This is a genomic window from Acidithiobacillus sp. TH-A67 (assembly GCF_057473545.1).
The window spans coordinates 75,559-102,235 of sequence record NZ_JBYCKU010000030.1 but is presented as its reverse complement, the minus strand read 5'-3'; the positions used below and the strand labels follow the sequence as shown (position 1 = coordinate 102,235).

26 protein-coding genes and 1 tRNA gene are annotated in these 26,677 nt (G+C 60.6%); 7 read left to right on the top strand and 20 right to left on the bottom strand.

The genetic code is table 11. The annotated features are described in order from the left end of the window. Window positions 1–9: 9 nt before the first annotated feature. From AC2VNM_RS04385 to AC2VNM_RS04360, 6 genes are all read right to left on the bottom strand, one after another. The gene (locus tag AC2VNM_RS04385) at window positions 10–3,894 is read right to left on the bottom strand and encodes an FtsK/SpoIIIE domain-containing protein (RefSeq protein WP_486912924.1); all 3,885 of its coding nucleotides are present in this window, start codon (window positions 3,892–3,894) and stop codon (window positions 10–12) included. Beyond that, entirely contained in the window at window positions 3,810–5,429 is a 1,620-nt protein-coding gene (locus AC2VNM_RS04380) for a hypothetical protein (protein ID WP_486912923.1), read from the bottom strand. The genes AC2VNM_RS04385 and AC2VNM_RS04380 overlap by 85 nt, the downstream gene beginning before the upstream one ends. Continuing rightward, a complete protein-coding gene (locus AC2VNM_RS04375) occupies window positions 5,423–6,976 on the bottom strand; it encodes a hypothetical protein (protein ID WP_215850962.1) in 1,554 nt (517 codons plus the stop codon). Before AC2VNM_RS04375 ends, AC2VNM_RS04380 begins: the two co-directional genes overlap by 7 nt. Next, complete coding sequence (locus tag AC2VNM_RS04370; RefSeq protein ID WP_486880836.1) at window positions 6,973–8,877, bottom strand: hypothetical protein; 1,905 nt, start codon at window positions 8,875–8,877, stop codon at window positions 6,973–6,975. The genes AC2VNM_RS04375 and AC2VNM_RS04370 overlap by 4 nt, the downstream gene beginning before the upstream one ends. Window positions 8,878–9,777: 900 nt before the next feature. Beyond that, window positions 9,778–10,059: a helix-turn-helix domain-containing protein gene (locus tag AC2VNM_RS04365; RefSeq protein ID WP_065974901.1), complete on the bottom strand. Its 282-nt coding sequence runs from the start codon at window positions 10,057–10,059 to the stop codon at window positions 9,778–9,780. Then, complete coding sequence (locus AC2VNM_RS04360) at window positions 10,056–10,355, bottom strand: type II toxin-antitoxin system RelE/ParE family toxin (protein ID WP_486912922.1); 300 nt, start codon at window positions 10,353–10,355, stop codon at window positions 10,056–10,058. The genes AC2VNM_RS04365 and AC2VNM_RS04360 overlap by 4 nt, the downstream gene beginning before the upstream one ends. Window positions 10,356–10,518: 163 nt before the next feature. Between AC2VNM_RS04360 and AC2VNM_RS04355 the strand changes: the two genes are divergently transcribed. The 6 genes from AC2VNM_RS04355 (at window position 10,519) to AC2VNM_RS04330 (ending at window position 15,275) form a co-directional block, all read left to right on the top strand. Continuing rightward, complete coding sequence (locus AC2VNM_RS04355) at window positions 10,519–11,718, top strand: nitrilase-related carbon-nitrogen hydrolase (RefSeq protein ID WP_215850965.1); 1,200 nt, start codon at window positions 10,519–10,521, stop codon at window positions 11,716–11,718. Then, window positions 11,718–11,993 carry a hypothetical protein gene (locus tag AC2VNM_RS04350; protein ID WP_215850972.1) on the top strand — a complete coding sequence of 92 codons (276 nt, stop codon included), beginning with the start codon at window positions 11,718–11,720 and terminating at the stop codon, window positions 11,991–11,993. Before AC2VNM_RS04355 ends, AC2VNM_RS04350 begins: the two co-directional genes overlap by 1 nt. 94 nt (window positions 11,994–12,087) lie before the next feature. After that, window positions 12,088–12,675, top strand: a complete 588-nt coding sequence (locus tag AC2VNM_RS04345; RefSeq protein WP_319025679.1) for a S26 family signal peptidase — start codon at window positions 12,088–12,090, stop codon at window positions 12,673–12,675. A gap of 92 nt (window positions 12,676–12,767) precedes the next feature. Next, window positions 12,768–13,199 carry a hypothetical protein gene (locus tag AC2VNM_RS04340; RefSeq protein WP_226823068.1) on the top strand — a complete coding sequence of 144 codons (432 nt, stop codon included), beginning with the start codon at window positions 12,768–12,770 and terminating at the stop codon, window positions 13,197–13,199. Further along, on the top strand, window positions 13,196–13,975 hold the full coding sequence (locus tag AC2VNM_RS04335) for a ParA family protein (protein ID WP_215850967.1): 780 nt from the start codon (window positions 13,196–13,198) through the stop codon (window positions 13,973–13,975). The genes AC2VNM_RS04340 and AC2VNM_RS04335 overlap by 4 nt, the downstream gene beginning before the upstream one ends. Beyond that, the gene (locus AC2VNM_RS04330; protein ID WP_215850968.1) at window positions 13,968–15,275 is read left to right on the top strand and encodes a ParB/RepB/Spo0J family partition protein; all 1,308 of its coding nucleotides are present in this window, start codon (window positions 13,968–13,970) and stop codon (window positions 15,273–15,275) included. The genes AC2VNM_RS04335 and AC2VNM_RS04330 overlap by 8 nt, the downstream gene beginning before the upstream one ends. A gap of 129 nt (window positions 15,276–15,404) precedes the next feature. Here AC2VNM_RS04330 and AC2VNM_RS04325 read toward each other — a convergent pair. From AC2VNM_RS04325 to AC2VNM_RS04305, 5 genes are all read right to left on the bottom strand, one after another. Next, window positions 15,405–15,481 (bottom strand) — tRNA-Met (locus AC2VNM_RS04325). 151 nt (window positions 15,482–15,632) lie between these two features. Continuing rightward, window positions 15,633–16,406 (bottom strand): ABC transporter permease, encoded by a 774-nt coding sequence (locus tag AC2VNM_RS04320; protein ID WP_483189953.1) that lies wholly within the window; start codon window positions 16,404–16,406, stop codon window positions 15,633–15,635. Further along, window positions 16,406–17,335 carry an ABC transporter ATP-binding protein gene (locus tag AC2VNM_RS04315; RefSeq protein ID WP_483166215.1) on the bottom strand — a complete coding sequence of 310 codons (930 nt, stop codon included), beginning with the start codon at window positions 17,333–17,335 and terminating at the stop codon, window positions 16,406–16,408. Before AC2VNM_RS04315 ends, AC2VNM_RS04320 begins: the two co-directional genes overlap by 1 nt. Further along, window positions 17,316–18,044 (bottom strand): alpha/beta hydrolase, encoded by a 729-nt coding sequence (locus AC2VNM_RS04310; protein WP_483189952.1) that lies wholly within the window; start codon window positions 18,042–18,044, stop codon window positions 17,316–17,318. Before AC2VNM_RS04310 ends, AC2VNM_RS04315 begins: the two co-directional genes overlap by 20 nt. Beyond that, window positions 18,044–18,355, bottom strand: a complete 312-nt coding sequence (locus AC2VNM_RS04305) for a (2Fe-2S) ferredoxin domain-containing protein (RefSeq protein ID WP_483166217.1) — start codon at window positions 18,353–18,355, stop codon at window positions 18,044–18,046. The genes AC2VNM_RS04310 and AC2VNM_RS04305 overlap by 1 nt, the downstream gene beginning before the upstream one ends. 63 nt (window positions 18,356–18,418) lie before the next feature. Here AC2VNM_RS04305 and coq7 point away from each other — a divergent pair, with 63 nt between their 5' ends. Beyond that, on the top strand, window positions 18,419–19,048 hold the full coding sequence (coq7, locus tag AC2VNM_RS04300) for a 2-polyprenyl-3-methyl-6-methoxy-1,4-benzoquinone monooxygenase (protein ID WP_483166218.1): 630 nt from the start codon (window positions 18,419–18,421) through the stop codon (window positions 19,046–19,048). Window positions 19,049–19,064: 16 nt separating this feature from the next. On the opposite strand, the gene AC2VNM_RS04295 is transcribed toward coq7, so the two are convergent. From AC2VNM_RS04295 to fba, 9 genes are all read right to left on the bottom strand, one after another. Next, window positions 19,065–19,553 carry an RrF2 family transcriptional regulator gene (locus AC2VNM_RS04295; protein WP_215871379.1) on the bottom strand — a complete coding sequence of 163 codons (489 nt, stop codon included), beginning with the start codon at window positions 19,551–19,553 and terminating at the stop codon, window positions 19,065–19,067. Then, entirely contained in the window at window positions 19,554–19,979 is a 426-nt protein-coding gene (locus AC2VNM_RS04290; protein ID WP_483189951.1) for an OsmC family protein, read from the bottom strand. It lies immediately after the preceding gene. A gap of 157 nt (window positions 19,980–20,136) precedes the next feature. Further along, window positions 20,137–20,931, bottom strand: coding sequence for an indole-3-glycerol phosphate synthase TrpC (trpC, locus tag AC2VNM_RS04285; RefSeq protein ID WP_483189950.1), 795 nt, complete (start codon window positions 20,929–20,931; stop codon window positions 20,137–20,139). 23 nt (window positions 20,932–20,954) lie between these two features. Further along, a complete protein-coding gene (gene trpD / locus AC2VNM_RS04280; RefSeq protein WP_483189949.1) occupies window positions 20,955–21,974 on the bottom strand; it encodes an anthranilate phosphoribosyltransferase in 1,020 nt (339 codons plus the stop codon). Further along, complete coding sequence (pabA, locus tag AC2VNM_RS04275) at window positions 21,971–22,540, bottom strand: aminodeoxychorismate/anthranilate synthase component II (protein ID WP_483166222.1); 570 nt, start codon at window positions 22,538–22,540, stop codon at window positions 21,971–21,973. The genes trpD and pabA overlap by 4 nt, the downstream gene beginning before the upstream one ends. Before the next feature lie 4 nt (window positions 22,541–22,544). After that, a complete protein-coding gene (trpE, locus tag AC2VNM_RS04270; RefSeq protein ID WP_483166223.1) occupies window positions 22,545–24,041 on the bottom strand; it encodes an anthranilate synthase component I in 1,497 nt (498 codons plus the stop codon). Window positions 24,042–24,161: 120 nt separating this feature from the next. After that, a complete protein-coding gene (locus AC2VNM_RS04265) occupies window positions 24,162–24,833 on the bottom strand; it encodes a phosphoglycolate phosphatase (protein WP_483166224.1) in 672 nt (223 codons plus the stop codon). 10 nt (window positions 24,834–24,843) lie between these two features. Then, window positions 24,844–25,506: a ribulose-phosphate 3-epimerase gene (gene rpe / locus AC2VNM_RS04260; RefSeq protein ID WP_483189939.1), complete on the bottom strand. Its 663-nt coding sequence runs from the start codon at window positions 25,504–25,506 to the stop codon at window positions 24,844–24,846. Window positions 25,507–25,592: 86 nt separating this feature from the next. After that, complete coding sequence (fba, locus tag AC2VNM_RS04255; protein ID WP_483167303.1) at window positions 25,593–26,663, bottom strand: class II fructose-bisphosphate aldolase; 1,071 nt, start codon at window positions 26,661–26,663, stop codon at window positions 25,593–25,595. Window positions 26,664–26,677: the final 14 nt, after the last annotated feature.

Sequence of the window (26,677 nt, the reverse complement as noted above, 5' to 3'; positions counted from 1 at the left end):
CTCCCTGGATTACTGGATTGAGTTATCGGCCCGGATGGCGGCCACGGCCGCTTCGATGTCCTGGTCGGACAGGAATGGCGCCTGAGCGAAGACCAGTCCCTGCTCACCATTGAGCTTTGCGGCCAGATGCCCTCGGCCCAGAAGTAGCTCAGCCCCCGGTCGGTCGAGTGCGATCTTGGAGGTGGCCTCGCTGGACACTTTCAAGATCAAGCGGTTACCAAGGTTCTCGCGAAGTTGCATTGGCATGACATCCTTGTCGGGACGCTGCGCAGCGAAAATCAGGTGGATGCCGGCCGCGCGGGCTTTCACCCCAAGGTGCTGCACTGCAGCACCAACGGCCGCCTTATAGACGTCGTCAAGCATCCAATCGGCAAACTCGTCGTGGACCACGAAGAGCATGGGCAGTCGCTCTTCGGTAACGACCTTTGAGTTATAAGTTGGCAAATCGCGAGCCCTAGCCTTGGCAAAGGCACGATAGCGATCTTCCATCTCTTGGACCAGCGCTTCGAGAACCTCGGTAGCCTTGTCCTTGGTAGTGACGATCTCCTCCCGCATGTGTGGCAAGTCAGCCAATGGGGCGTAGTCGACTCCCATCTTCGGATCGATCAAGATGATCTGCGCTAGCTCCTTGCGATTAGTCGCCGCGATGTCCAACAACAATGCTTGGATCAGCACCGATTTGCCGCTTCCGGTTGCCCCGGCAACCAGTGAATGCGGATCGTGCGATGAGAGTCCGCCGAACTCGGATCCCAAGTTCAGATACAGCAAGGCCCCATTGATTTCTTGAAGTCCAAGCAGGAAGGACGTGTTGATACCTGCGGCATTCCTATTGAGCTCGCGGCGCGACCACAGTTCCCAAAGCGACACAACCTGTCTCTTCGCGCCTGCTACCGTCACCACGATCTCACCTGGCTTTGGCTGAACCGTTACCAAGTTGATTGCATGCGTGGTCAGCAGTTGCATCCTCTTGTTCTCGATATCTTCTACGCGCAGACGATCAGAGCCGGCAAGCTTGATCAGGCAGCCGTTCGGGGTCAGGCGCGTGCCCAAAATTGAAGCCTGGAGGCCGTAGCTGTTGAGTGCCGCCTTGAGCTTCTTGGTGACTTCCTGAGCCCATGCATCTCGCTCGACATCAGCCTGCGCTCCACCAGCGAATTTTCTGGAAATGAGTGCAGAGAGAGCTTTGCCAAGGTTGGGTGGGCTGACTGCGGGAGACGGCGCAGAAGTTGGAGCCGATGCCGAAGCTGGCGGCTTCGCGCCGGCTTTGGCAGGTTCTTGCGCCAGATCCGATGGCTCGGGCGCTGCATTTGGCTGGATCGATTCCCCGACAGATGCTTCGACGGCTTCCGCTTCCTGGACTCCGGCATCGCCGCTGGCGAGTTGCCCCATTGCGGCGAGCCAGGGCACACGAGGCGCCGGCTTTTTGAAGGCGTGGCCCTCCCATGGCTTGTGAGATCCAAGCCTCGCCCGAGCCTCGTAGATGCCCGAGCCCTTTGCATAGGCTTCGGCAAGCTTCCGAAGGTCGGGACGGTCGAAGACTTCCTGCCAGGCCTGGACGGCACTGGTTACTTCGAGCAGATCCTGGTCGGATGCGGAGGCTGAACCGGCGTCCGAGGTGTGGACGTAAACATGGGAATAGCCTCGCAGGGATATTTCCACATCACCCTCGCGAAGCTTCGATCGCGCCCGCTCCATGAGCCCGGTCATGCCAGGCGGAATCTCAGCGTCCATAAGCATGTCTGCCAGGCGAGCAAGCCATACGTCTCGATCGAGGCGACCAGGATCTCCAAAGAGCGCCTCGCGGAACATGCCCAATGTGGCCAGGAGCTGGTCCCTTGAATCGCGCCGAGCCTTGGCGAGCCCATCGGCCGATACATACTTCGACTCGACGATCGAGATGACGATGCGGACGGCTTCCTCCCGCTCTTCGACATTGAGCGCAAGGATGTCTGCGATTCGGCTTTCGTGCTGGGAGAGCCAGCTCGCGTAATCGTCCAGCAGGAAATACGCCGTCAAGATCTGCCCCCCGTTGGCAGCGGCTTTGAACTCCTCAGCCAACAGGCAGCGGCTGAGAACCAAGCCGATCATTTCGCCAGCCGAGACGCCTCTCTTTGCCGCGCGCAGGACAATGTCACCCGAAATCGAGAGTGCGTCGCGCTTGGCTTTTTCTGTGGTGGACCAGATCTCATCGGAGCCAAGCTGGAGATTCAATTCATTGAGCCGCCTGCGGACCAAAACACCCAACAGTCGGAGCTCTGAGGTCGAACTCACGATGATGTTGCGGCCATTTGTCGAGCCCCGGCGATAGCGCACCACTGTGATATTGTTGTGCTGAAGCTGACGTTTGTCCAAGAGCTCGTCGTAGGTGGCGACCCATTCTGCCAACTCATGAGCGTCTTTGATCATCCCGGCTAGCGCCGGGTTCTGCAAAGAAATTCTGCGAGCTGGAAGGAATCGCTGCTCTGGCGAATCATCGGTCTGTCGGCAGACCGCGCCGACAGCCGACACATAGGCCCAGCCAGAAGCCGTTTGCCATGGGCATGTCAGGAAGGTGGTCGATTTCAGTTCGTTCTCGCCCGACACGCTTCGATAAGACCATCGCGAAGGAGCGTGTTCCAAGTTCGGCCGATCGTTGGTCCATTGCACAGGGAGCCACTCAGACTGGGCGGCTCGCGCGACTACGTCATGCAGGAACGCGACATCGAAGGCCTTGAAGCCATGGGTGCTCTCAACAGGCGTGGAGGAAATCGGCGTCACCGAAATGCGCAACTTCGAGATGAAGTTGTCGCTGGTCTCGCTGACCATGGGAAGGTCTGGGTTGTCTCCAACCTTGTTGACCAACTCGCCGTAGACGCCGCGCAGCTTAGCTGGATCCGAATGGCGCACCGATACACTGCATTGGAGTTTCCCCTCTTCTTGGATCGATGAGAGCTCGCGCACTGTTGCCAACGGCAGCTCGGCCGCGTCGGCGTTGTAGAGCACTATGCTGAGGTTGCTTGTCTCGTGGGGCTGCAGTCCGACATAGCGCTCCAAGAGTTCGCGCGCTTGCTTGGCAGCCGATGTCGGATCGACATCGGTCATTGCCTCTTCGGCGCCGCGAGTCGGAGATTCCAACAGGCTGTAGCCATTGACAGTGCTGCTCTCGGATACCAGAGTCGGAACGCCTCCTCGATTAAGGACGGCAATTTCTGGATAGAAAGGGTGGGCGATCTCATCGGCGAGCTCGCGCATGAAAATCTCACGGTCTCCGTAGAGGATATTTCTGCTGGAGAGCAAGTGTGTCGCGAAGCCCGCGACGCGACGCGACTTGACTGCCAAGGCCTTCATCCGTTCCGGGTGCCACGGCGGAATGATCATGGCCGGGTTGCTACCAACGACGCAGACGGTTCCGACTGAAAGCACTTCGGAAACAAGTCGCGAGCGGCAGACATCACCACGGGCATGAGCCATGAGGGCCGAAAGCAGGGCGCCAAAGGATTCAGCCTGCCTCATGACGGCCTCGCCATGCAGACCAGTTGAGACAAAGTCCTGCATCGCCTTGATGTAGTCCTCTTCGAACTTGTCCCAAGAGGAGCGAATTTCGTCGCGTTGGTGTGCATTCAGGCGACCTTCAGCGGCGAGATCTTTGATCCGCCCCTTGATTTCATGGCGCAGGCTACGCAGCTTGTTTACTGCCGGAACCAGAGAGCCGGCATTGGTCGAGTAGGTCGCCTCCAATGTGCCCGTGTCTTGCAGAGAGACATTTTGGACGCCGCCCTTCTTGCTCACCAGGCGGCGGTAGACTTCGGTCGACCCTACCGCCCCCTTCTCTAAGAGCCGCCGCATATCGGCAACCATCGATAGGCCAATGGTGGTCGGCTTGTACGTCCAGAGCAATTGAGTCTTAGCCAGCACCGTCTCCTTGTCTTTGGAGACCTGGACAAGAGCAACGTCGAATTTGATCTGCAAAGCCGGACGTAGAGTGAGGAGTTGGGTTTGAGCTTATTCTTCTTGTCGCTTCGAAGTTCTTTTTCCTTAGCGAAGAATGCCTCGTATTCGAAGAGTGGATCAGGCAGGTTGGCATTGCCAAGCCGTTCAGCTTTCCACTCAGCCTTCAAACCCATGAGCTCCTTCAAGCCTCGATACATCGCGGAGAAGTAGCTGCCTGCGTCGTAGTTAAAGCGCTCGCGCCATTCCTTGCGGCCCTTGGCGACTGAAAATCGCAAGATCCGATCTCCCTGGGGATCGCGCAGGCCTGCATGCAAGCTGTTGACGACGCGGGCGAAACCATCGAAGAAGTCGTTGCATTCTATAGGCTTGCCATATAGGGCTTTCTCCCAACGAGAGCAAAGCTTGGCGTCTTGCTCCAAGAGCCTGCGCTGCTTGACGAAGAACTCCTCGTCCTCCTCGGTGAAATCGGACCGCCGCTCCCGGCCCTTCAAATCCTCCAATAGCTTGCGACCTTCAGCGTCGAGGGCAATCTCTTGGTCGCAGTCATGGTCGAAGAAGTGAATCGTCGACTCAGCCAATCCCAGTTGCTTTTCCTTAGGCTTATCAAAAGCGAGGTATACGCCATCGGCTTCCCACTCGAACTGTGCCAAGGCATCGGAGGTTTCAGCATCCCCCGCAGGAGCTGCCGCGAAGGCTTCGAGGGCCAGTCTCGCCGCATCAGCAATGTCAGCAGAGTTGGCTTCTATACGTTCGATAAGCTCTTCCGGATCCAAGGGTTGGCCGTTTTGGCGAAGCTTCTTGAGCAGAGGCGCCCTCTGCGTGAAAAGTTTAGCGAATGCTTTTTGCCATGGTTTTCGCGAAGCCGTGTACGTCTTAGTATTCGAGAAAAACGAACTATCTCTAGGGAGCCCTGAGCTAGGCAAAGCAAAGCCCACTGCATCGCGTATAGGCAGCCCATGTGTGGAAATGGCATCCACAATCGCGGAGCAAAATTCGCCGAGTTGGACTAGCGAAAGTTCAGAGGAAGTAAGTAGGCCTCCAAGGGCTGCAACGAAAACCGCTCTGTCGTCAGACACAGGCGAAATACCGCCGGCATGGAGAGCAGCCTCGACCCACGGCTCGGCCTCGGCTCGCATTTCCTTGGCACCGATCGCCATGACGTGCCCGAGAGTATCCGCAAGGTTATGCTCGCTGCCGTTGGCCGTCAGGATCGCCGCCTTGGCAGTGGCGGCGTTGTTGCGGACGTAGCCTGCGTTGTGCTGGATCAGGATTTCAGATGGCAAGCCCTGACCCTCCACCAAAGCCTCGGGGATCATCAGGTCCACTTGGGCGTGCAAATCCGAATTGGCAAGGATTGCTCGCGCCACCGCTGCCACTTGACTGGCAGAAAGTTTGTCGAGCCTGAAAAGGGCCGCTGAATCGACAGGTTGGCCAGGATTGGATATGCGCTTGGCGAGAATGTTCGCGCCGACGCGTCCGATAATTCGATCGGTTAGCATGCGACATTTCCCTTAAACGCAAATGGGTTTTCAACAAATGAGCAGGAATCCGAGAGCCTGCGAACCAGGCCGAGGCCAACAAGCCTGGTTTCAAGGTTGTCGCGGTTTTCGCTAAGCTCCTCCTGGTCGACCAACTTGGCATCCAGTAGGCTGGAGCCTTCGGCGTCGCCGATGATCAGGCCATATCGGCGCTTGGCCTCGGCAAGGAACTCATCGAATTGCATCCGATCGTCGACGGTCGACACCACGATCGACTTGAGCAGCCGATCATCGGGGGCATAGCGTGTGCGCCGCGATAGCCTGCGAGAGCTTAGACCGATAGCCCGCGACCATGCTGCATGGATCTTGCCAACATGCTGCCCATGCCGAGCCAAAGCCTTCTCAACCAAATTAGCGACCAAGTCGTCAGGACTCTTCCGAGAGTAATCGTCGTCATCACCGCCATCGACCGGCGGCCATTGGAAGCGCTCACGTATGAGCTCGATTTGCTCGGCCTCAGAAAACTCAGCCCCGGCAGCAGCGGCCCAGGCAGCGTCCAGCCGAATCGACTCAACATGTGCAAGCACAGCCTTGGATGACAAGGCTTGATTGAACTGGTAGCTATCACCGGAGAGAACTCGGACCTTGGTTCGCCCCTTAGATACAATTTCACAGACGATCTCGACGGGATCATCATTGCCAGCCACCCTCTTGGCCCTCTCCAGGAAGTAGAGGAGCATGTTGAGCCCAGAGATTACTATTAGGTGCTCCAACGCGTCGTAGATCGGCATATCCTTGTTAAGGATCGACAGCCAGTCCTCGCAAATTTGATCGAAGCGCGGGTTAGATGCCTCGGGCAGATAACCCGCAGAGCGCCGATCGTCTGCGAGCTGCGGCTCACCCTGCAAAACCCTTGCCAATCGGTTCATCGGAGAACCTCGATTGAACAGGCGTTTAGAGAGAATATCGCCAAGCTCCTCGCCTCGCTTGGCCCGCGCAAGCATGAGATAGAGCAGCTCGCCCGTCCGTGCAAAGAAGCGCCGGTCGTTGCTCATCTTGCCTCGCGAATCGATCTCCAAGTCCTCGTAGAGGGCGTCCGGGCCGAAGGGGAAGACGAACTTGGAGCTCCAGCGCTTATTACTGCGGGATTCGAAGGAAGATGAGCGCAGGAGCTCAATGGCCTTGGCAAAGTCGTCAAAGCTGGCGAACGAGCGGCGCAGATACGCCATGTCCGCATCGCCATTGCCTGTTGCCCCCTGAGCAAACCGCTCGAACCACTGCCTCCACTTCTCCTCGTCGGATGCAGCGCTATCGGCGATCAATTCGACGTAGGGATTATTGAACAGCAGGCCGCGCAGGCGGATTTGGCGCTGCGGTTTGAACATGACGGTACCACCGTGCTCCTCGCGCAGCTTCAGCGGCCGATCCAGATTCGAGCCAAGCACCCCCAGAAATTCGAGGACTGTCAAGTGCGGCAACTGCTCGTCATAGAGGCGGTGCCCCCAAATGTTTTCATCGACACAGAAGTCGACGCTCTTGATTTCCGGCCGTTTGATGATTGCACTCATTCCAGTGCCCTCACAATTACTGGGCGCGAGAAACCGCGGCCGCCTGGCTCGATATCGATGAAGTTGAGAGTCAATGCGGAAGTCTCGCCGCCAACCTCGTCGTCGTTAGCCATGCCGGCCTTCCTGACAATCTCAGCCTTGCGAAGGAGTTTCGCCTTGAAGGCCAACAAATCTTCGAGGCATTCGTTCGAGAAGCTTGCCGGCAGTGCTCCCTCGGCCACGCGCGAAAGGAACTCGTGTCGGATGGGCGTCAGGTCGAAGGCGACCGAGTTGCCGGCTCCCACCGCGAGTGACACGTCGAGTTGCGGCCTGCCAGTCTCTTCAACGAGCCGTATCGCCATGCCAACCCCGCCTTGCCTACGGGAGGGCGTCTCATGGTCGCAAAGGACACTCACCCGGCTTTGCGTGAAGCCGCCCGAGCTCGCGATGAAGATTCGATCGATGTTTTCGAGAAGGAGCCCCGTCAGCACCCGGTTAAGCCCCTTGGCAATGCGCTCGCGGACTGCCTCGCCGACTGGCCTCTTTGCCTTGAGGGCTCCGATGGTTTCAAGATAGTCGCCGGCAAAGCGGAAAGCGGTCATCGACCAGTGGGGATAGCCGGGCTCCCTATCAGGGAGCGTAAAAAAGAGCCGGCGACGCTGGTCTTCGAGCATTTCGAGGAATTCGGCAGAGCCGCCTTCCAGTCGAGCACCTTCATAGCCCTCCAAGTAAGCATCTTGGGCTGCGCGAAAAGCCGCTCCAGCCCCATAGATCGGGTCGTTGGACACTAGACGAGCAAAGTCGGCTTGGAGCCGAGGGTCGTCTTTGCCATAGACCAGCAGCCCATCAGCAGCATTGGTGGATTCTTCGCCCACGCCAAAGCTGGACATCGCCTTGAAGATGAGGCGCTCGGAAGCCCTGCGTTTGGGCAGATTTGCGCCAAAGGTATTTGCATAGATGCTTGCCTTGCCAACGCTGCCGCTCTCTTGAATCTTGGTGACATCGGAGCACGTCATCAGATTTTCTTTGGCCAGCCTTGCATCCGAGCAGCCCAAGACCATATTCGAGCAAAGTGCAAGCAGATCGCGCATGGGCAAATGCATTCCATTGAGCCTTGCGATTTCAACCAAGTCTCCAAGGCGCCGGAAGAGTTGTCCGCCATCGTATTCGCCCAGCAACCGGCGGCGATTTTCGTCGATGGGGCAGACCTTTCCATCGGCTTTAAGCGCACAACGCTTACAGTTTTCCCATTCAGGATGCCCAGCGACAGCCGTGGCCACCTCTTCTAAGGTCTTGCGGTTGGTTGTACGGCTGAGGTCGAAGACAGCGAGTCGATCAGGTGCGGGACCCGCTTGCAGAAAATGCTCTTGAAGCGGTTTACGAAGCGGATGAACTCGGCCCTGCCGCTTTCCCAGATCGCGTAGACGATCGAGAATTTGTCCATGATTAGCCGCTAGGATCACGATCTCCGAGTTATCGCCGCCAAGGACAGAGTTTTCGAGCCGCTGAAGGGAAAAGTCGCTCTCGTCGCCATTAAACTCGGAGAGGTCTTTGATAAAGACCGCCATACGTCCATCAGCCAGGCAATGCTCCTTCACGTTGCCCTTGCTCGCCCAGACCTTGGGGTCACCCCCGATCTGAGTCCACAGCGCCCGACAGTGATAGGTCTTGCCGTCGCCCGCAGTGCCTGCGATTAAGAGCGATCCCGGAGCACTGGATTCGATGTGTTGAACCATGTCATCGAGTAGTGGCGTCGAAATGCTGATCGGCTGGATCTTGGCTCGGCCTAGGGCTCCTGACACGTACTCGTCGAACATGGTCAGATTGTTCGACGTTGGGCCATAACTGCGAAGAAAACGGACCCACGCGCTGGCCGGTGGAGTTTCGCTATTGCTTTCGTATCGCTGCGGGGAACTCATCATATGTGTGTTACATATACCCTAAACAACTAGATGTCCGATTGACGTTGTCGGTCTCGGCGACCCGTTCGAGCTTATTGACACCAAGCGGGCCCTAGTATTTTTAACATCTGCATTCTGTTTCATGTCACACCATTAAGCTTACCTCAGACGTGCATTGTATACCATACGCCTTGCTGATCAGCAGTTGGCTGGCTGGCGTCGGGACCCATCATTTGCTCAGATATGGTAAAGAGAAACGCCGTGCTCGGCACGCCTTTTCGCGCGTCCATGCGCGAACGGCCTTGCGCTGGCGATTGGACGAATGGGCCCCGGCCGCCCTGGTCACCGGCGTACCGTCATGTGCCTCGATGGGCGCAGACGGCACACTCCCAAATGGCTGAACGGCCACCAAGCGGCACTGCACGCGCCTACACTCCCAGCTGTCGCGGTCGTTTCGGCGGATGCAGTACACCGCGTGGTCTATCGGGGACTACTCGCCCTCGCTTCGCTCTCCAGGCGAGTAGCATTTTCTAGCTCTCACTTTAAGCACGCTGAGTCAGCAGGATGGAACGCAGGATGGAACGCAAGATAAAGGGGGAATAGAGCGGCGGCTGTCGGTTTCTTGGAGCCGTGAAGCAGCCCTCGCTTCGCATCTGTCGGTTCGGCCCTCCCCGGCGTTGGGGTGCGTACCCGGTACGCACTGCCACCCCGACATTGGAGAGATGAGTTTCCACAACTCACCGGCTCTACTCTCCCTGCCTCTGTCGCTTCCGCCTGTCCCGGCGGGTTGAAGTCCGGGATTTCGCTTAGGCCTAGGATGGAATCCCGGATTCCACTTTGTTGCTCTTGGAGTGCGTACCCGATACGCACTCACCCGCTCCGCAGCGCGCTATACCCTCAAATTTCAGCGTTCAGCCGACGTCAGGCGGCATCCAGCACCCGTAGCTCTATGTGCAGCCCGGCTGCTGTCGCCATGTTCACCAGCATGTCCAGGCTAAACCGGTCGACCTTGCCGCGCACCAGATCGGAAACGCGCGGCTGTGTCACGCCAAAAAGCCGGGCTGCTTGGGCCTGATTCATCCCGGTTCGGACAATATGGTTCTTCAGGGACATCATCAACTGGGAGCGGAGCTTCATGTTCTCCGCTTCCTCTCGGGTATCCTCAATCGCATCCCACACGCTTGCATAACGTTCATTGCTCATGATGGCATTTCCTTCGATAGGTCCCGATACCGCTGCCCCGCTAAATCCAGATCCGCCTTGCGGGTTTTCTGGGCCTTCTTCGGAAAACAGTGCAGCACATAAATCGCGTCGGCAAATTTTGCCACATACAGAACCCGGTAAATCCCCATTGTATCCCGTATCCGAATCTCCTGAACTCCCGAACCCACGCTATTCATCGGCTTCCAGTCGTCCGGCTCCATTCCCCTCTGTACCTGATCCAACTGGTACCCCGCTTCACGCCTGGCCGACAGAGGAAAGGCTCTGAGGTCGTCCAAGGAAGACCCCAGAAAGACGATGGGTTTGAGAGCTGTCATCCAGCAATTATACAAAATCTTGTATAGACCAACAACGTCAACTTCATCAGCGCCCTCCCCAGCGTTGGAGTGCGTACCCGGTACGCACATCGTTATCTCCGCCCGTGTCGGTCTATACCCCGACATGAAGCAAGCAATCCATCTCCTGACCCCATTTCTGATCGGCGCGGCTATTGGCTGGCTCGCCTGGCCCCACGCCATTTGGTTTGCCTCGGCGGCTTTGGTGGCGGTTCCCATGGTTGCCTATCGTGGCTGGACGGGACCATTTCTGCTGATGCTCGGCTATCACCTGGCAACAACCTGGGGACTTATTCATGGGACGGCGGTGTTCTTTCCGTCTGCCGGTTTGCTCCTGGGATTGGCCTTCTGGGCAAGTTCGTCACTGATCTTCGCTCTCCCCTATGGCTTCTACGGGCCCATCTTCCACCGGGCCCGGTCGCTGATCGGCTCGCCGTGCGCTGGCGTGTTGACCACGGCTTTGCTGTCGGCCATCTCCACCATCCTTCCCCCACTGGGGATCATTGGATGGACCTCTCCCTGGCTGGGGGCCATCTCGGAGGGATGGACGGGCGTGATGCTGGTGTTGCTCGGTATCGCGTTGACGGCCTTAGGAAGAAAAGCGGTATTGACCAGTCTGGCGGTTGGTCTCGGCACGGCCGCCGCCTTGGGGGCGGGATCGCTTGTGCTGGCCGCGCGCCATCCTGCTCCCGCCGGTTGGGTTGGGGTGAATACCCGCCTGGGGCATCTCGATTCCCCGCTGTCCTACGTCGAGGCTTCGATGCGACTGGAGCGAAGCACCATGGCATTGCTGCACAAGGGTGTCCATATGGTTCTGCTGCCGGAGACCGTAGCTGGACCCTGGCTGCCGGGGACGGAGGATATCTGGGGGCCAGTGGTTCACTGGACCGCCGCCCACAAAAGCCAGACAGTTTTTGTCGGTGCCTTTGTCCCCCACGGTCGCGGCTACATCGACGCGCTCGTGCAGATCCACGATGGGCAGACCCAGATGCTCCCCGATCACATCCCCGTGCCCTTCTCCATGTGGCATCCCTGGAAACCTGTGGGAAGTTTTCGCATGGCTCCCTTTTCCCAGAAACCAGAAATGACCACGGTGGGGGCCCTGCGGGTAGGATATTTGATCTGCTACGAGCAACTGCTGATATGGCCGGCGCTGAATCTGGCGTTCTACCGCCCTGAGGTTCTGCTGGCTCCGGCGAACGACTGGTGGGCCAGGGGAACAGACATCCCGGCGATTCAGCGAGCTTCCGCCAAGGCCTGGGGGACTTTTCTCGGGGTTCCGGTGCTCTTCGCGGTGAACCAGTGATGGCTGCGCTATCTCGGGCCCACTCGGTCTATACCCTGTGCATGAAAGCAAAAGCCCTATTCCGAAAATGGGATGCTGCACTGATTCGGTACTTCGAGCGTCCCGCCCCCCGCAAGATGGCGGAGGGACTGCTCTGGGCCGCCAAGCATCTCGAAACCCTGTTTTTTCTCCCGTTCCGGCTGTTCTTTGTTCCCATGGTCTGGGTTCTGGATCGTCATGCCAAGAAGATGCGGGAAATTCGGGACCGGCTACGGGACAAGGGGAACTACTCATGAACCGAACCAAAACCAAGGCCAGAAGGGACGCTGTGCGCTGGCCCGGTGTTTCGGCCCATAGCCTCCGTCCCTGCAACCCACACTGGAGCAACCTGTGAAGCGCTGGTACGTCTGGGCAAAACGACTGCTTTGGTGGCTGTTCTGGGCGATCGTTGGTCTGCTGTGCCTGCTCGCTGGCGTGGGGATCTGGATGCAACGGGAGCATCTGGTCCTGAACCTGTCGACCTGCGAGCCGTTGGGTCTCTACCAACTCATCGGCAACCCCTATCCGCTGCACGATGGAGAGCTGGTGGAAGTCGAGCTTCCCGATCCCATCACCCATCCTGCGGTCGCCGAAGGCCTCCGGGACCACTGGTTTCCCGAGAATCAGCCTTGGATCAAGCAGGTCGGGGCACTACCCGGCCAGACGGTCACGCTCTCCCGTCAGGGGGTCTGGGTGGATGGCCGCTACCTGCCGAACTCGCACGTGGACCGGCGCACCCCAGGCGGGCGGGATGCGATCCTGCATTACCCGTTCGGCACCTACCACCTCAAAAACGGCCAGGTCTGGCTCTACGCACCGGGGAACTACGCCTTTGACTCCAGCTATTACGGGCCGGTGTCCCAGGGGCATATCCTGCAAGCGGCACATCCGTGCTGGATCCTCCCCGGTAGCCAATACTGGCTTCGGAAGGGGGATTGATGCGGCTTTCCCAAAACCAGCGGGGGCATCCGGCTGAGCAATCGGGCTTTGGCTCTACCCTCGGAACGTCAGCAACAATGGAGTCGGAGCCCATGCGTGTCTTGCAAGAAAGGGGCAGCCGATATGCCGAAGTCTCCACCCGCCTGCCCGTGAAGATGCACCTGTACACCAAGGCGCTGGCCTTCGCCCTGGGAAAGACGCTCAAGTCCATGTATCAGGACTGCGCGGAGCAGTTCCTCACCGAAGCGCCGTGGAAATACGGCCTGCGCTGGCGGCCTACCAAGGGCCTGACCACCCGGCTTTCGGAGGTGGGCAGCAAAACCGTCACCGGCTGGACGCAGGTCAACGTGCGCGTCCGGTACGAGACCGCCATACGGCTGGAGGCCTTGGCGGCGAAAGAGAAGATCAGCGTGTCGAGCCTCTACTACACGATGCTCTACTGGTGGGCCTGGTACCAGTACCCACCCGCCTACGAACGGGAACGGCGAGCGAAAGCTCTTGCGAACAAGGGGGATTCCTCATGAAGTTCATTACGGTAACGAACCAGAAGGGCGGAGTTGGGAAAACCGCCCTGTCCCTGCACATCGCCGAATACGCGGCGCGGGCCAAGGGCGCACGGACGCTGCTGGTCGATCTGGACGGCCAAAGAAACGCGACCTTTCTGGCTACCGGCAGAGCACGGTACGAAGCCGGTACGGTGCTTGATCTGTGGAATGACGAGTTGCCGGTTCCGAGGCCCATGGCGTCGCGCATGTCCTTTGACGTGCTGCCCGGCAACGAGTATGCCGCCGAGGTCGACAAGCAGCCCGTAGAAGAGACACAGAAAGCGCTGTACCGGCTGCACTCCCTCGATTACGACCTGGTGGTATTCGACACGCCGCCCGCCGTGGGCGCCCGACAGGTGGTTCCCATGCAACAGGGCGGATTGCTGGTGGTCCCTCTGGAGCCGGAGATTCAGGCGATCCAGGGACTCGCGGGGCTACTGCACATCTGGACGGACATTGCCCAGGAGATTCGTCTAGACCTGCGGCTGGTGGTCAACAAGCGCATCAAGAACTCCACGCATCAGGAAGCGATTCTCGACACGCTCCGCCGCTCTGCTGCGGCTGGACCGCATATGCTCCCGGAGGAACTGACCGCTCGCACCCTAGTGCCCAACGCGCTAAAAGACGGGAGGCCGGTCTGGGATTACGACCGGAGTGACCCGGCAGCGGCGGTGTGGGCAGGAGTCTGCAAGCAACTCACGGAGCAGGTTTTGGCGGTAGACGATGCCGAGACGCAGGAGGAAGCACATGGCTAAGGTCGATATCAGCAAGGCGATTCAGAACCACGTCACCCGGCGGGCATTCCAGGATTTGGAGGCCGCTGTCGCCAAAAAGCCTGCGGACACACCCCAATCGGCCTACCAATTTTTGCCGCTGGATGCCATCGAGCCGGACCCGGATCAACCCCGGCGCATCTCCGGTATGTCGGACGGTGATGACCCGCACGGGCTGGAAGAATTGGCGGGCAGCATCCAGGCACACGGCGTCATCCAGCCCATTACGGTGCGCTCTCTGGGCGGTGGCCGCTACCGCATCGTCACCGGCGAGCGGCGCTGGCGTGCCGCAAAAATCGCCCTGCAATCGGGAACACCTTGCGAACGTAAGGGGTATGACCTGACGCGGATTCCGGCTGTGCTGGTGGCTCCCGAGTCGGAACACGACCGGCTGGAAATGCAGATGGTGGAAAATCTGGCACGGGAAGATATGAGCCCGCTGGATACGGCCAGGGCCCTGCAAAAGCTCATGGAAGAGACGAAGATGTCCGGACGTGAGCTGGCTCGACGCTTGGGAAAATCCGAGGGTTGGATACGCCAAATTTTGAATGTTGCCAGCCCAGAGGCTCAGGAAGTATCCAATCGAATCGGTGTTCCTCTGGAGGAGATTGGTCAGGCCGACTTGATGCGCATGAAGTCGTGGCTTGCCGATGGGCGGCAAGCTATTTTGGAGGCGATGCGCGTGAGGATTGCCCAAGGCGAGCCCTACACGCGCGCCTTGCTGGACGAGGAGGCCAACCGCTATGACTTGGAAAGCACCCTACATCTCCGTGGGCGGGGACTATCCCTGGACGATCTGCGGATACTCCAGTCCTGGCAAGCCGATCCCGAAAAGGCGGCGGCACTGGCACGGGTGCAGAGCGGCATGAGCCTGGCCGATGCCCTGGCGAGCACCGCAGACCGTACCGACAGGAACGACCAGAAAGCGGAGCCCCGAGCGAAAACCGAAACTCCGACTAGTTCCCGGAGCCACGAGCAGAATGCGGTGGAAGATTCCGGCAACGCCGGAGGCTTTGAGGACGCTCCGGAGCACTGGAACCCGGAGACGGATCGGTTAGAGCCAGAGATCGATCAACCCAGATTTGAGCGGCAGGATGCTTCGGATCCCGTAGCCAGCCCGTACACGGCAGTGGAACAGGCCAGTCGCGGTCGGAGTGACTCCCTCACGATCGAGCTACCAGGCGAGCTGATCACCTTGATCTTTGAGAAAGCAGGCCTGGCCCGCCCTCTGGATCTGGATCGGGATACCCTGCTGGATGCCTTGGGCAGGGCCCTGTCGTGAGCAACCGCTGTGCAAATCGGGCTTCACGGGTCTGCGGGAAAGCAGGTGCCTTTCGAGCCGATTTGCACACAAATTGCACGGAAGTCGATTTGGATGGGTGGAAAACGGTTCTTAACTTTTTGTTTTTATTGGTGGCGCTTCAGGGACTCGAACCCCGGACACGCGGATTATGATTCCGCTGCTCTAACCGACTGAGCTAAAGCGCCGTTGCAGGCCCGCTATTTAAGCCGCTCGGGCAAATCCTGTCAATAGGAAGTCGCCCAGCCGAACGGGTCCGGGTATCAGCCCAAGTGCCCTACTTCGATCTTTTAGAGGCCGCATCCAGATAGGGAAGAGGAACCTTGTCGTGCGGAGAAATCAACGCAAAAGGCGCCGCCGCAACAGAACAGTGGCGAGGACATAGGCGCAGAGCGCGTAGGCCAGCAGGACGGCAAGATGCAGCTCCACCTGCGTGGGCGCGTGCCCGGTCAGGAGCGGACGCAAGAGCAGAACGGCATGGGTGAGGGGCAAGACTGCGGCGATGTTTTGCGCAAAGGCCGGCAGGGTATGCAGCGGATAGAAGACGCCACAAAAGAGGAACATGGGTGTCACCGCCAGGGTGAAGTAGTACATGAAAAAATCATAGCTACGCGACAGGGCAGTAAAGGCCAAGGCGATGGCACCAAAGCTCAAGCCCGTCAGCAGAATGACGGGCAGGGCGAGAAGGACCTGCCAGTGCCAGTCGATGGCACCGAAAAAGCTCGCCACGATGATGATCGCCAGGGCACTGATGGCCCCCTTCAGCGCACACCAAAGCAGCTCGCCGGTGACAATGTCGCCCATCTGCAGGGGTGTCGCCAGAATCGAGAGATAGGTATTCTGCACCGCCATGCGCGTGTAAGCTGAGTACAGCCCCTCGAAGGTTGCGGTGTTCATCGCCGAGCTGGCGACGATCCCCGAGGCAATGAAGGTAATGTAGGGCATGCCTTCCATCCGCCCGACGAAGTGACCCAATCCGTAGCCAAGCGCCAGTAGATAGAGCAGCGGGTCGACAAAATTGCCGAGCAGGCTGGGCAGGAGCAACTTGCGCCAGACCAAAAAATTCCGCCGCAGTACCGCCAGGGCGCCCCAACTGGGCAGAAACCAGGCCATCAGCCTTCTTCCTCCCGCAGTTCGCGCCCGGTCAGACGCAGAAAGACATCCTCCAGGGTCGCCGGGCGCTGCAATAGCTGGTACTGCGGATCAGCAGCAAAGTGGGCGCGGGCTGCATCGAGCCGGGCATCGAAGAGCAGCAGGGTATCGCCGGCGCGTTCGGCGGCCGCCACCCGCCCCTGGTGCCAGTTTTCCGGATCGGGCAGGCCACCATCGCGGCGGCGCAGCTCCAGCACCTCCCCGGGAATCTGCGCCCGGATCAGGCTCTCGGGGGAATCTTCCGCGCGGATGCGCCCGCCATCGAGGATCCCCACGCGATCCGCCAGACGTTCCGCCTCGTCCAGGTAATGGGTGGTGAGCAGCAGGGTAACGCCGCTGCGCTGTAGCTCCCGTAGTCGCTGCCAGAGCAGATGGCGGGCCTGCGGATCGAGGCCGGTGGTCGGCTCGTCGAGAAGCAAAAGCTGCGGCTCGTGCATCAGGGCGCGGGCCACGGAAAGACGGCGACGCATCCCACCGGAAAGGGCCTGGATGGGACGGCGGGCAAAATCTTCAAGAGCCAGAAAAGCCAGCAACTCTTTGCTGCGGCGATGGATCTCGGCGGCCGGCAGGCGAAAGTAGCGTCCGTAGATCCAGAGGTTTTCTTCGACGGTGAAATCGGGATCGAGCTGATCGCTCTGCGGCACCACTCCAATCCGCCCGTGCCCCCCTGCCGGCCACTGCGTCAGCGGACGGCCATCGAGGCGGATCTGGCCAGCATCAAAGGGCGTCAGGCCCTGAATGCAACGTACCGAAGTGCTCTTGCCGGCACCGTTGGGGCCGAGCAGGGCGTAGCACTCGCCAACGCCCACGGCAAAAGATAGACCCCGCAGCACGGGACGCCCGCCGTAGGCCTTGGCGACGGCGTCGAGCTCAAGCCGAGGAGAAGGCACGGCAGGGCTTGGCGTTGGGTGTTTCTTCTCCCAGCTGCAACTGGAAGCGGTCGAGCAAGGCGTTCTGCAGTAGATTCAGCTTGCCGTGGAAAAAATGATCGGCGGGTAGGACGATCCGCTCCGGTTGGACCGCGAGTCTCGCCAACCAAGTGCTAACATCCTTGGCCGGTACCAGCTCGTCATTCTGCCCCTGTACCACGGTCCAGGGACAGCGGGGGACGGGAGCTACCGAAAAATCGAAGAGATTGACTGGCGGCGCCACCGTCAAGAGGCGCTCGACGCGGGTATCGCGGCTGGCGGCCTGATAGGCGACGAAGGCACCAAAGGAGAAACCTGCGAGCCAGATGGGAAAGCTGGGACGTCGCTCTGCCACCCAGTCGAGAACCGCCAGGCAATCCTCCACCTCGCCACGTCCGGCATCATAGTGCCCAGCGCTCTTGCCCACCCCACGAAAATTGAAACGCAGGGAGGGAATGCCGAGGAGGTTGCAGGTGCGGCTCAGATAATGCACCACCTTGTTATTGAGGGTGCCCCCATAGAGGGGATGCGGGTGGAGAATCACCGCAACGATCCCCCGCGTTTCTTTCTCCGGACACGCGGTCAGGCCTTCCAGCATCCCGACAGGACCGGGGATCTCCACCGCCTCGCCGACGCACTCGAGGGCGAGTTCCTGGCCGTCATAGAGGTGACTGCGATCGATGGGCAGCATCAGATGCGCAGCCGCTCCACCGGCTTACCGTCGCGCAGGTGCGATTCGACGATCTCTTTCACATCCTCGGCGTCGACGTAGGTGTACCAGACCGCGTCCGGATAGACGACGGCCACCGGGCCTTCGCTGCAACGACCCAGACAACCGGCACGGTTGACGCGCACCTGCCCGTCGCCGTGAATGCCCAGCTTCTTGGCGTATTTTTTGGCCTGATGAAAGACCTCTTCTGCCAAGCCGCCGTTGTTACAGGCCTGCTCGCCATTTTCGCGCTGGTTCAGACAGAGGAACAGATGGCGCTGATAAAAACTCATGTTTGACCCTCCACTGGCATGGCGCCATGATAACCCGAAATGGCAGCGCGGGTCAGATAGCTTATGGATTTCCTCGATCAGGCAATACTCTCTGTCGATAATGCCTTGCGCACCCTCAGCGGGCAAAGCCGTGGTAGCGGCCGGGCCAATCCCGCCGCCGGGTCGCCGGACAGGCTCTTGCGCCCCTGGGAGCGTCGCCGTGCTGGGCGCATGATGCGCGTCAACCATGCTGGCGAGATCATGGCCCAGGCACTCTATACTGGCCAGGAAGCCGGCAGCAGCGACCCGGAATTGCGCGCCGTGCTGCGCAAAGCGCGCAGCGAGGAAGAAGATCATCTGCGTTGGTGCGAGGAGCGCCTGCGCGAACTCCACAGTCGCCCCAGCCTGCTCGGGCCGCTCTGGTACGCCACCGCTTGGGGCATGGGCTATGCCGCCGCGCGCCGCGGTCGCGGAGCCAACCTGGGCCTGGTCGTGGCCGTGGAAAATCTGGTCGAGGAACATCTCAAGGAGCATCTACAGGATCTACCCCCGGAAGACGAACGCAGTCGCCGCATCCTGGAACAGATGGAGCGCGACGAAGTGGGGCACGCCGAGAAGGCCGAAGAACTGGGCGCTGCGGATTTGCCCCGCCCCCTACGCATGGCCATGCAGGGCCTGTCTCGGGTGATGACCCGCGGCGCTCTCTGGGTTTAGGGGAATCCGGGCGAAGCTAGGCGGAGGCCTTGACCCGCAACGTGCTGCCGCCAGGCAGATGGATGCGATACTTGCCCGCACGCACAGCCTCCGCCATGCTGCCGATGGTCTGCTGGCTGAGCAGTTCGATGACCTCGGCCTTGAGAGGCTTCCAAGCATAGTGTACCGGGCAGGCGGTGGCGTCTTCGCACTTTTTCAGACCCAACACGCAGCCTTGCCCCAGGGGCTTGCGCTCGACGATTTCCACCACATCAAGAATGTTCTTGTCTTCCGCACCCGGCGCCAGCACAAAACCACCGCCGCGGCCCTTGCGCGATTCGAGAATGCCGGCCTTGCTGAGATCCTGCAGGATCTTTGCCAGATATTGGCGCGGTGGCACGCGCGGGTCATCCGGATCCTTGAGGTACTCCCAGATTTCGCCGCTCAGCACCAACTCTCCCGGCGGCTGGGTTGCCAGATAAATCAGAGCCTGCAGGGCATATTCGCTAGTTTTGCTGAGTAACATTCAGTCTACCGCCGTAAGGGTATAGTCGTGGGTGATTTTGGCCGTCTTGGCCAGCATGATGCTCACCGAGCAGTATTTGTCTGCGGAGAGCTGAATGGCGTGGGCAACGCGGCGCGGATCCAGGTCTTTGCCGGTCACGAAGAACTGGAGATGGATATCGGTAAAGACCTTGGGGTCTTGCTCGGCGCGTTCGGCGCTGATCTCGACACGGCAGGAGCGAACGTCCTGGCGCGACTTCTGCAGAATCATCAGCACATCGATGCTGGAGCAACCGCCCAGACCCATGAGAACCATTTCCATGGGCCGCGCGCCCAGATTGTGCCCACCGATATCGGGCGAGCCATCCATCACCACGCCATGGCCGCTGTCGGCATGGGCTACAAAGGCCATTCCTCCCGAACCCGTCCATTCTACCGTCGCCTGCATAGATTTCTCTCCGTATACCGCTTTCTGTGATTACACTACCGCCGCGGGAAAGATGCAATCGCAGAATCTGCAAGAAGCGCGCGCCAAGGGCCAACGCCTGCTGCAGTCGGCCGCCGACATTACGCCGTAGGCTTCGTGTTCCGAGAGAAGGACCAGGTTAATCGCCTGCAAAAAGCTCCTGCAGTGCCTGGCCCGGGTTCGGTGCGCGCATCAGTCCCTCGCCCACGAGGAAGGCATGAATACCTGCGCGGCGCAGGGTTTGCACGTCCGCCGGCTGGCGGATACCGCTTTCGCTGATCAGCAGTCGCCCCGCCGGAATTTGCGGCAAGAGTTCGATGCTGCGCTGGATATCGGTAACGAAAGTCCGCAAGTCGCGATTGTTGATCCCCATCAGGGGGGTCCGCAGGCACAAGGCGCGGTCCAGCTCTGCGGCATCGTGCGACTCGACCAATACGCTCATCCCGAGCTCCAGGGCACAGGCCTCCAGCTCCGCCATCTGCGCATCGGATAGCGCCGCCACGATGAGCAGGATCGCATCCGCACCGATGGCCCGCGCCTCCCAGACCTGATAGGGATCGATGAGAAAATCCTTGCGCAGCAGTGGCAGCGCACAGGCCTCGCGCGCCGCCGTCAGATAGCTGTCGCTGCCCTGGAAGAAGGACTCATCGGTGAGCACCGAGAGGCAAGTGGCACCATGCGCAGCGTAGTCGCGGGCGATTTCCACCGGGTTGAAGTCCTCGCGAATGACCCCTGCCGAGGGCGAGGCCTTCTTGATCTCGGCAATGACCGCGGCCTTGCCCGTCCCTGCCCGGTCCAACAAAGCCTGCGCAAAGGGCCGTGGCGGCGAGGCCAGACGCGCCGCCGACTCGAGATCGGCGAGCGGCAGACGCTTTTGCCGCCGCGCCAGCTCGTGGCGTTTTTCCGCCAGGATTTTTTGCAGTATGTCTTCCATATTTCCTCAGATTTTGCGGCTCCTCAAAGCTCGCGAGCGCATTGCAGTAGGGCCTCCCATTTCGCCCAGGCGGCGCCATTATCCATCGCCGCGCGCGCGCGCTGGACACCCGTTGCCAGATCGGGAACCACATCGGCCGCGTAGAGGGCCGCCCCGGCATTGAGGAGGACGATGTCGCGGCGCGGCCCGGGCTCGTTGCGCAAAACCGCCAGGAATACCTGCGCCGCCTCCTTCACATCGGCGATCTGCAGCGCCGCCAGCGGCGCCGGCTGCAGTCCGAATTCCGACGGTTGCAGACGGTAGCGATGTACCTCACCGGCGCGCAACTCCGCCACTTCCGTGGGGCCGGAGAGGCTGATTTCGTCAAGCCCGTCGTGGCCATGTACCACCAGCACGTGGCGCGCGCCCAACTCCCGCGCCGCTTCGGCCAGGGGGGTCAGCCAAGCCTCGCTATACACCCCGAGGACCTGATGCGAGGCACCAGCCGGGTTGCTCAGCGGACCCATGAGATTGAAGAGGGAGCGAATGCCCAGCTCTTTGCGTGGACCGACCGCGTGACGCATGGCACCATGATGGGCGGGGGCGAACAAGAAACCGATGCCAACACTAGCGATACAGGCCGCTACCTGCGCGGGGCGCAGATCCAGGTTGAGACCAACGGCCTCCAGCACATCGGCGCTGCCACTGCGCCCCGATACCGCGCGGTTGCCATGTTTGGCCACCCGCGCCCCGGCCGCAGCGGCCACCACCGCGGCGGCCGTGGAGATATTGAAGGTGCCGCAGGCATCGCCGCCGGTGCCGCAGGTATCCACCAGGTGACTGCCATCGACCTCGACACGGGTCATGAAGGCGCGCAGTGCACGCGTCGCGCCCACCAGCTCCTCCACCCGCTGCCCCTTCATGCGCAGACCCATGAGCAGGGCCCCCAACTGCGCCGGGGTCCACTCACCGCGCATGATGGCCGCGAAGGCCTCTTCTGCCTCCCGCGCCGAAAGGTCCTGTCCCGCAATGATCCCCTGCAGGATTTCCCGGATCGCTCTCATCGTCCCTTCTCCAGGAAATTGCGCAGAAGCTCCTTGCCGTGGCTGCTGAGGATGGATTCGGGATGGAACTGCACCCCTTCCACTGGCAGCTCGCGATGGCGCAGGCCCATGATCTCACCCTCGGCGGTCCACGCCGTCACCTCCAGACAGTCGGGCAAGGTGTTTCTGGCAACGATCAGGGAATGGTAGCGGGTTGCCGTAAACGGATCGGGCAAGCCGGCAAAAACGCCCTGCCCGCGATGGTGGATGGGAGAGGTCTTGCCGTGCATCACCTGCTGCGCGCGCACGACCTCGCCACCAAAGGCCTGGCCGATTGCCTGGTGACCCAGACAGACCCCGAGGATGGGAACCTTGCCGGCAAATTCGCGGATGGCAGCGAGAGACACGCCCGCCTCGTTGGGCGTGCACGGCCCCGGTGAGATACAGATGCGCTCGGGTGCCAGAGCGGCGATGGCCGCCAAGTCGATGGCATCATTGCGTTCCACCCGCACCTCGGCGCCAAGCTCGCCGAAATACTGCACCAGGTTGTAGGTAAAGCTGTCGTAATTATCGATCATGAGCAGCATCGGCTTATCTCCCCTCGGGATCGAGGCCGTTCTCGGCCATATCCACGGCGCGAAACATGGCACGGCGCTTGTTCAGGGTCTCTTCCCACTCGGCGGCAGGCTCGGAATCGGCCACGATCCCGCCACCGGCCTGGATGTGTAGCTGCCCGTCCTGTACCACTGCCGTGCGGATAGCAATGCAGGTATCCATATTGCCATTCCAGCCCCAGTACCCGACGGCGCCGGCATAGACCCCACGTGCCACCGGCTCCAGCTCGCGGATGATCTCCATGGCACGGATCTTGGGGGCACCGGATACCGTCCCGGCCGGAAAGGTAGCGCGCAGGGCATCCATGGCATCGAGTCCGGGGCGCAGACGACCGGTGACCTGCGAGACGATGTGCATGACATGGGAGTAGCGTTCGATGGCAAAAGAATCAGTCAGCTGCACAGTGCCGGTACTGGCAATCCGGCCCACGTCGTTACGGGCGAGATCGATGAGCATCAGGTGCTCGGCACGCTCCTTGGGATCCGCCAGCAGTTCTTCTTCCAGGGTCTGGTCGGCTTTTGCCGTCTTGCCGCGCGGGCGCGTGCCGGCAATGGGCCGCACGGTGACCTCGCCATCCTCCACGCGCACCAGGATTTCCGGCGAGGAACCCACCAGCTGCGTGCGCCCCAAATCCACATAGAACAGATAGGGCGAGGGATTGATGCGGCGCAGGGCGCGGTAGAGATCCAGCGGCGGTGCGGTGAAGGGGATCGACAGGCGCTGCGAGGGCACGACCTGCATCACATCGCCGGCGCCAATGTATTCGCGAATCCGCTCCACGGCGGCCATGTAGCCCGCGCGGCTGAAGCTTGCCTCGAAGTCTTCTTCGTCCACTCGCCCACGCCGCTGCGTCTGGCTCGCTGCTGGCAGCGGACCACGCAGTCGTTCCTCCAGCTCGGCGAGGCGAGCCTGCCCCGCGCTATAGGCATCGGGACGTTGCGGATCGAGTTGCAGCAGAAGTCGCAGGGTACCGCGCAGATTGTCGAAGAGCAGGATCTCGTCAGCCACCAGCAGCTGGATCTCGGGGAGGTCGAGGGGATCGGGCAGGGGTTCCACCCGCGCCAAGCGCGGTTCGATATAGCGGACGATGTCGTAGCCAAAATAGCCCACCAGACCGCCGGTAAAGCGGTCGGCGAGATCGTCCGCAGGCGCCGCGCGGAAGCGCTGCCGGAACTCGCTGACCCAGACGAGGGGATCTGGATGACGGCATTCTTCCTGCAAGACCCCGTCGACGAAGCGCTGGACTCGCTGTCCGCGGATCTCGATACGTTCCCGCGCGGGCAAGCCAATGATGGAATAGCGCCCCCATTTTTCGCCGCCCTGCACCGACTCGAAAAGGTAGGCATAGGGTCCATCGACGACTTTGAGAAACGCGGAGAGGGGAGTATCGAGATCGGCAGGGATCTCGCGACTCAGGGGAATACGGTTGTAGCCCTCACGGGTCAGGGACTGAAAACGCTCGGCACTCAGCACGGGTCACCTCGAAATTTGGCAATGAAAATCACAGACCGCCTGCAATCAGCAGCCGCGCCATCGCCAAACTTTCGTCGCGTACCCGAGAGGTTTCATAGCACCAGAAATTCCAAACCGTTGCTACCGCAATAGGGGGAGCAGTTGCGGCAGTGTATCGATAACGGCATCGGCTGCCAAGTCTGCCAGCGGCATATCGCCGCGGTAGCCATAACTGACCGCCACGACCGGCATCCCGGCGGCACGGGCGGCCTGGGTGTCGTTGATCGAGTCCCCAACCAGCAGGCCACTGTCCGGCCCCACGCCAAAATGCTCCGCCGCGTGCAGAAGGGGCAGGGGGTCCGGCTTTTTACGCGGCAGGCTGTCACCCGACAGAACCAGGTCAAAATAGTCGCGCAACCCCAGACGCTCGAGCAACGGAGCGGTAAACTGCCCCGCCTTGTTGGTGATGCAAACCAGTTTGCGCTGCTGTTCCCGCAGGGTCCGAAGAGCATCCTCTACCCCCGGGTACACGACACTATGGGTAGTCAGGTGCGCGCCATAATACGCAGAAAACTCCCGCATGGCGGCGTCGAGCTCGGCCTCACTGGGCTCCACCTGAATGGCCAGGGCCCGCCGCATCAGCTCCCGCACACCATTGCCAATAAATCCGCGGATGACGGGCATGGCTGCCGGCTCCCGCCCCAAGCTGTGCAGGACGTGATTGACCGCCCCGGCAAGATCCGGGGCCGTATCGATGAGGGTGCCATCGAGATCGATCAGCACGATATCTGCGGCGAAGTTTGCCTGGCGCATCCGCAAGCCCTCAGCCTGCCAGCGCCGCCCGGAAGGCAGCGATGGTGGCCTTGTAATCCGGGGTATTGTAGATGGCACTGCCAGCGACAAAGACATCGGCACCAGCGTCGGCCACCTGTCGCACGTTGTTCACCTTCACGCCACCATCAACTTCCAGCTCGATGGCCTTGCCGGTAGCGTCGATCCGTTTGCGGATGGCTTCGATCTTGCGCAGGCTGTAGTCGATGAAGCTCTGCCCGCCAAATCCTGGGTTGACGCTCATCACCAGCACCAAGTCGATGCTTTCGAGCACGTAATCGAGCAGTTCCAGGGGCGTTGCCGGGTTCAGCGAGACACCGGCCTTGCACCCGACACTGTGGATGAGCTGGATGGTGCGATCTAGGTGGATGGTCCCCTCCGGATGCACGGTGATGATGTCCGCACCGGCCTTGGCAAACTCCGGAATGATGGCGTCCACCGGCGAAATCATCAGATGGACATCGAGCGGCTTCTGGGTATGCGGCTTGATCGCCGCCGCCACCAGCGGTCCGATGGTCAGGTTGGGAACAAAGTGGTTGTCCATCACATCGACGTGGATGTAATCGGCGCCAGCCTCGTCCACCGCGCGCACTTCCTCACCCAGACAGGCGAAGTCGGCTGACAGGATCGAGGGGGAAATCTTGTACTGAGGCATAATACGGCTCCTTGCAAAACGGCTGGAGCGCCCGGAGGCGCCCCAACATAGCATGCCACCCGCAGGCGGCAGAGGGACGAAAAGGCTTAGACGCCCTTGACCCGCGGATCGAGATCACCCGCCTTGTACTTCTTAACCATGGTATCCATAGGGATCGCCTTGATCTTGCTGGCCTGACCGGCAGAACCAAAGGCCTCGTAGCGCGCTTTGCAGATGTCGCGCATGGCGTCCAGAGAGGCGCTGAGGAACTTGCGCGGATCGAAGTTCTTGGGGTTCTTGTACAGGCTCTGGCGCACCGCACCGGTCGCGGCCAGACGCAGATCGGTATCGATGTTGACCTTGCGCACGCCATACTTGATGCCTTCCTGAATCTCTTCCACGGGCACGCCATAGGTCTCACCGATGTCGCCACCAAACTCATGAATGATCTTCAGCCAGTCCTGCGGCACCGAGCTGGAGCCGTGCATCACCAGGTGGGTGTCGGGAATACGCTCGTGGATCTCCTTGATGCGGTCGATGCGCAGGATCTTACCGGTCGGTGGCTGGGTGAACTTGTAGGCGCCGTGACTGGTACCGATGGCGATGGCCAGGGCATCCAGTTTGGTCGATTTGACGAACTGCGCAGCCTCTTCCGGATCGGTGAGGAGCTGGTCATGGCTCAGGCAACCCTCGGCGCCGACGCCATCCTCTTCACCGGCCATACCGGTTTCCAGGGAGCCCAGACAACCCAGCTCGCCTTCGACGGTCACACCCACGGCATGCGCCATTTCCACCACTTTGGCGGTCACCGCGACATTGTAGTCATAGCTGGCTGGGGTCTTGGCGTCTTCCAGCAGGGAGCCGTCCATCATGACGCTGGTGAAGCCAGAACGGATGGCCTGGATGCAGACGGCGGGGCTGGCGCCGTGGTCCTGATGCAGCACCACAGGAATGTCCGGATACTCCTCGACTGCCGCCAGGATCAGATGCCGCAGGAAGGGCTCACCCGCATATTTACGGGCACCTGCCGAGGCCTGCAGGATGACCGGCGCGTCGACGGCAGCCGCCGCTTCCATGATCGCGCGCACCTGCTCCAAGTTGTTGACGTTAAAGGCAGGAATGCCATATCCGTGCTCGGCGGCGTGATCGAGCAGTTGCCGCATAGATACCATTGCCATCGCTGTTACCTCAC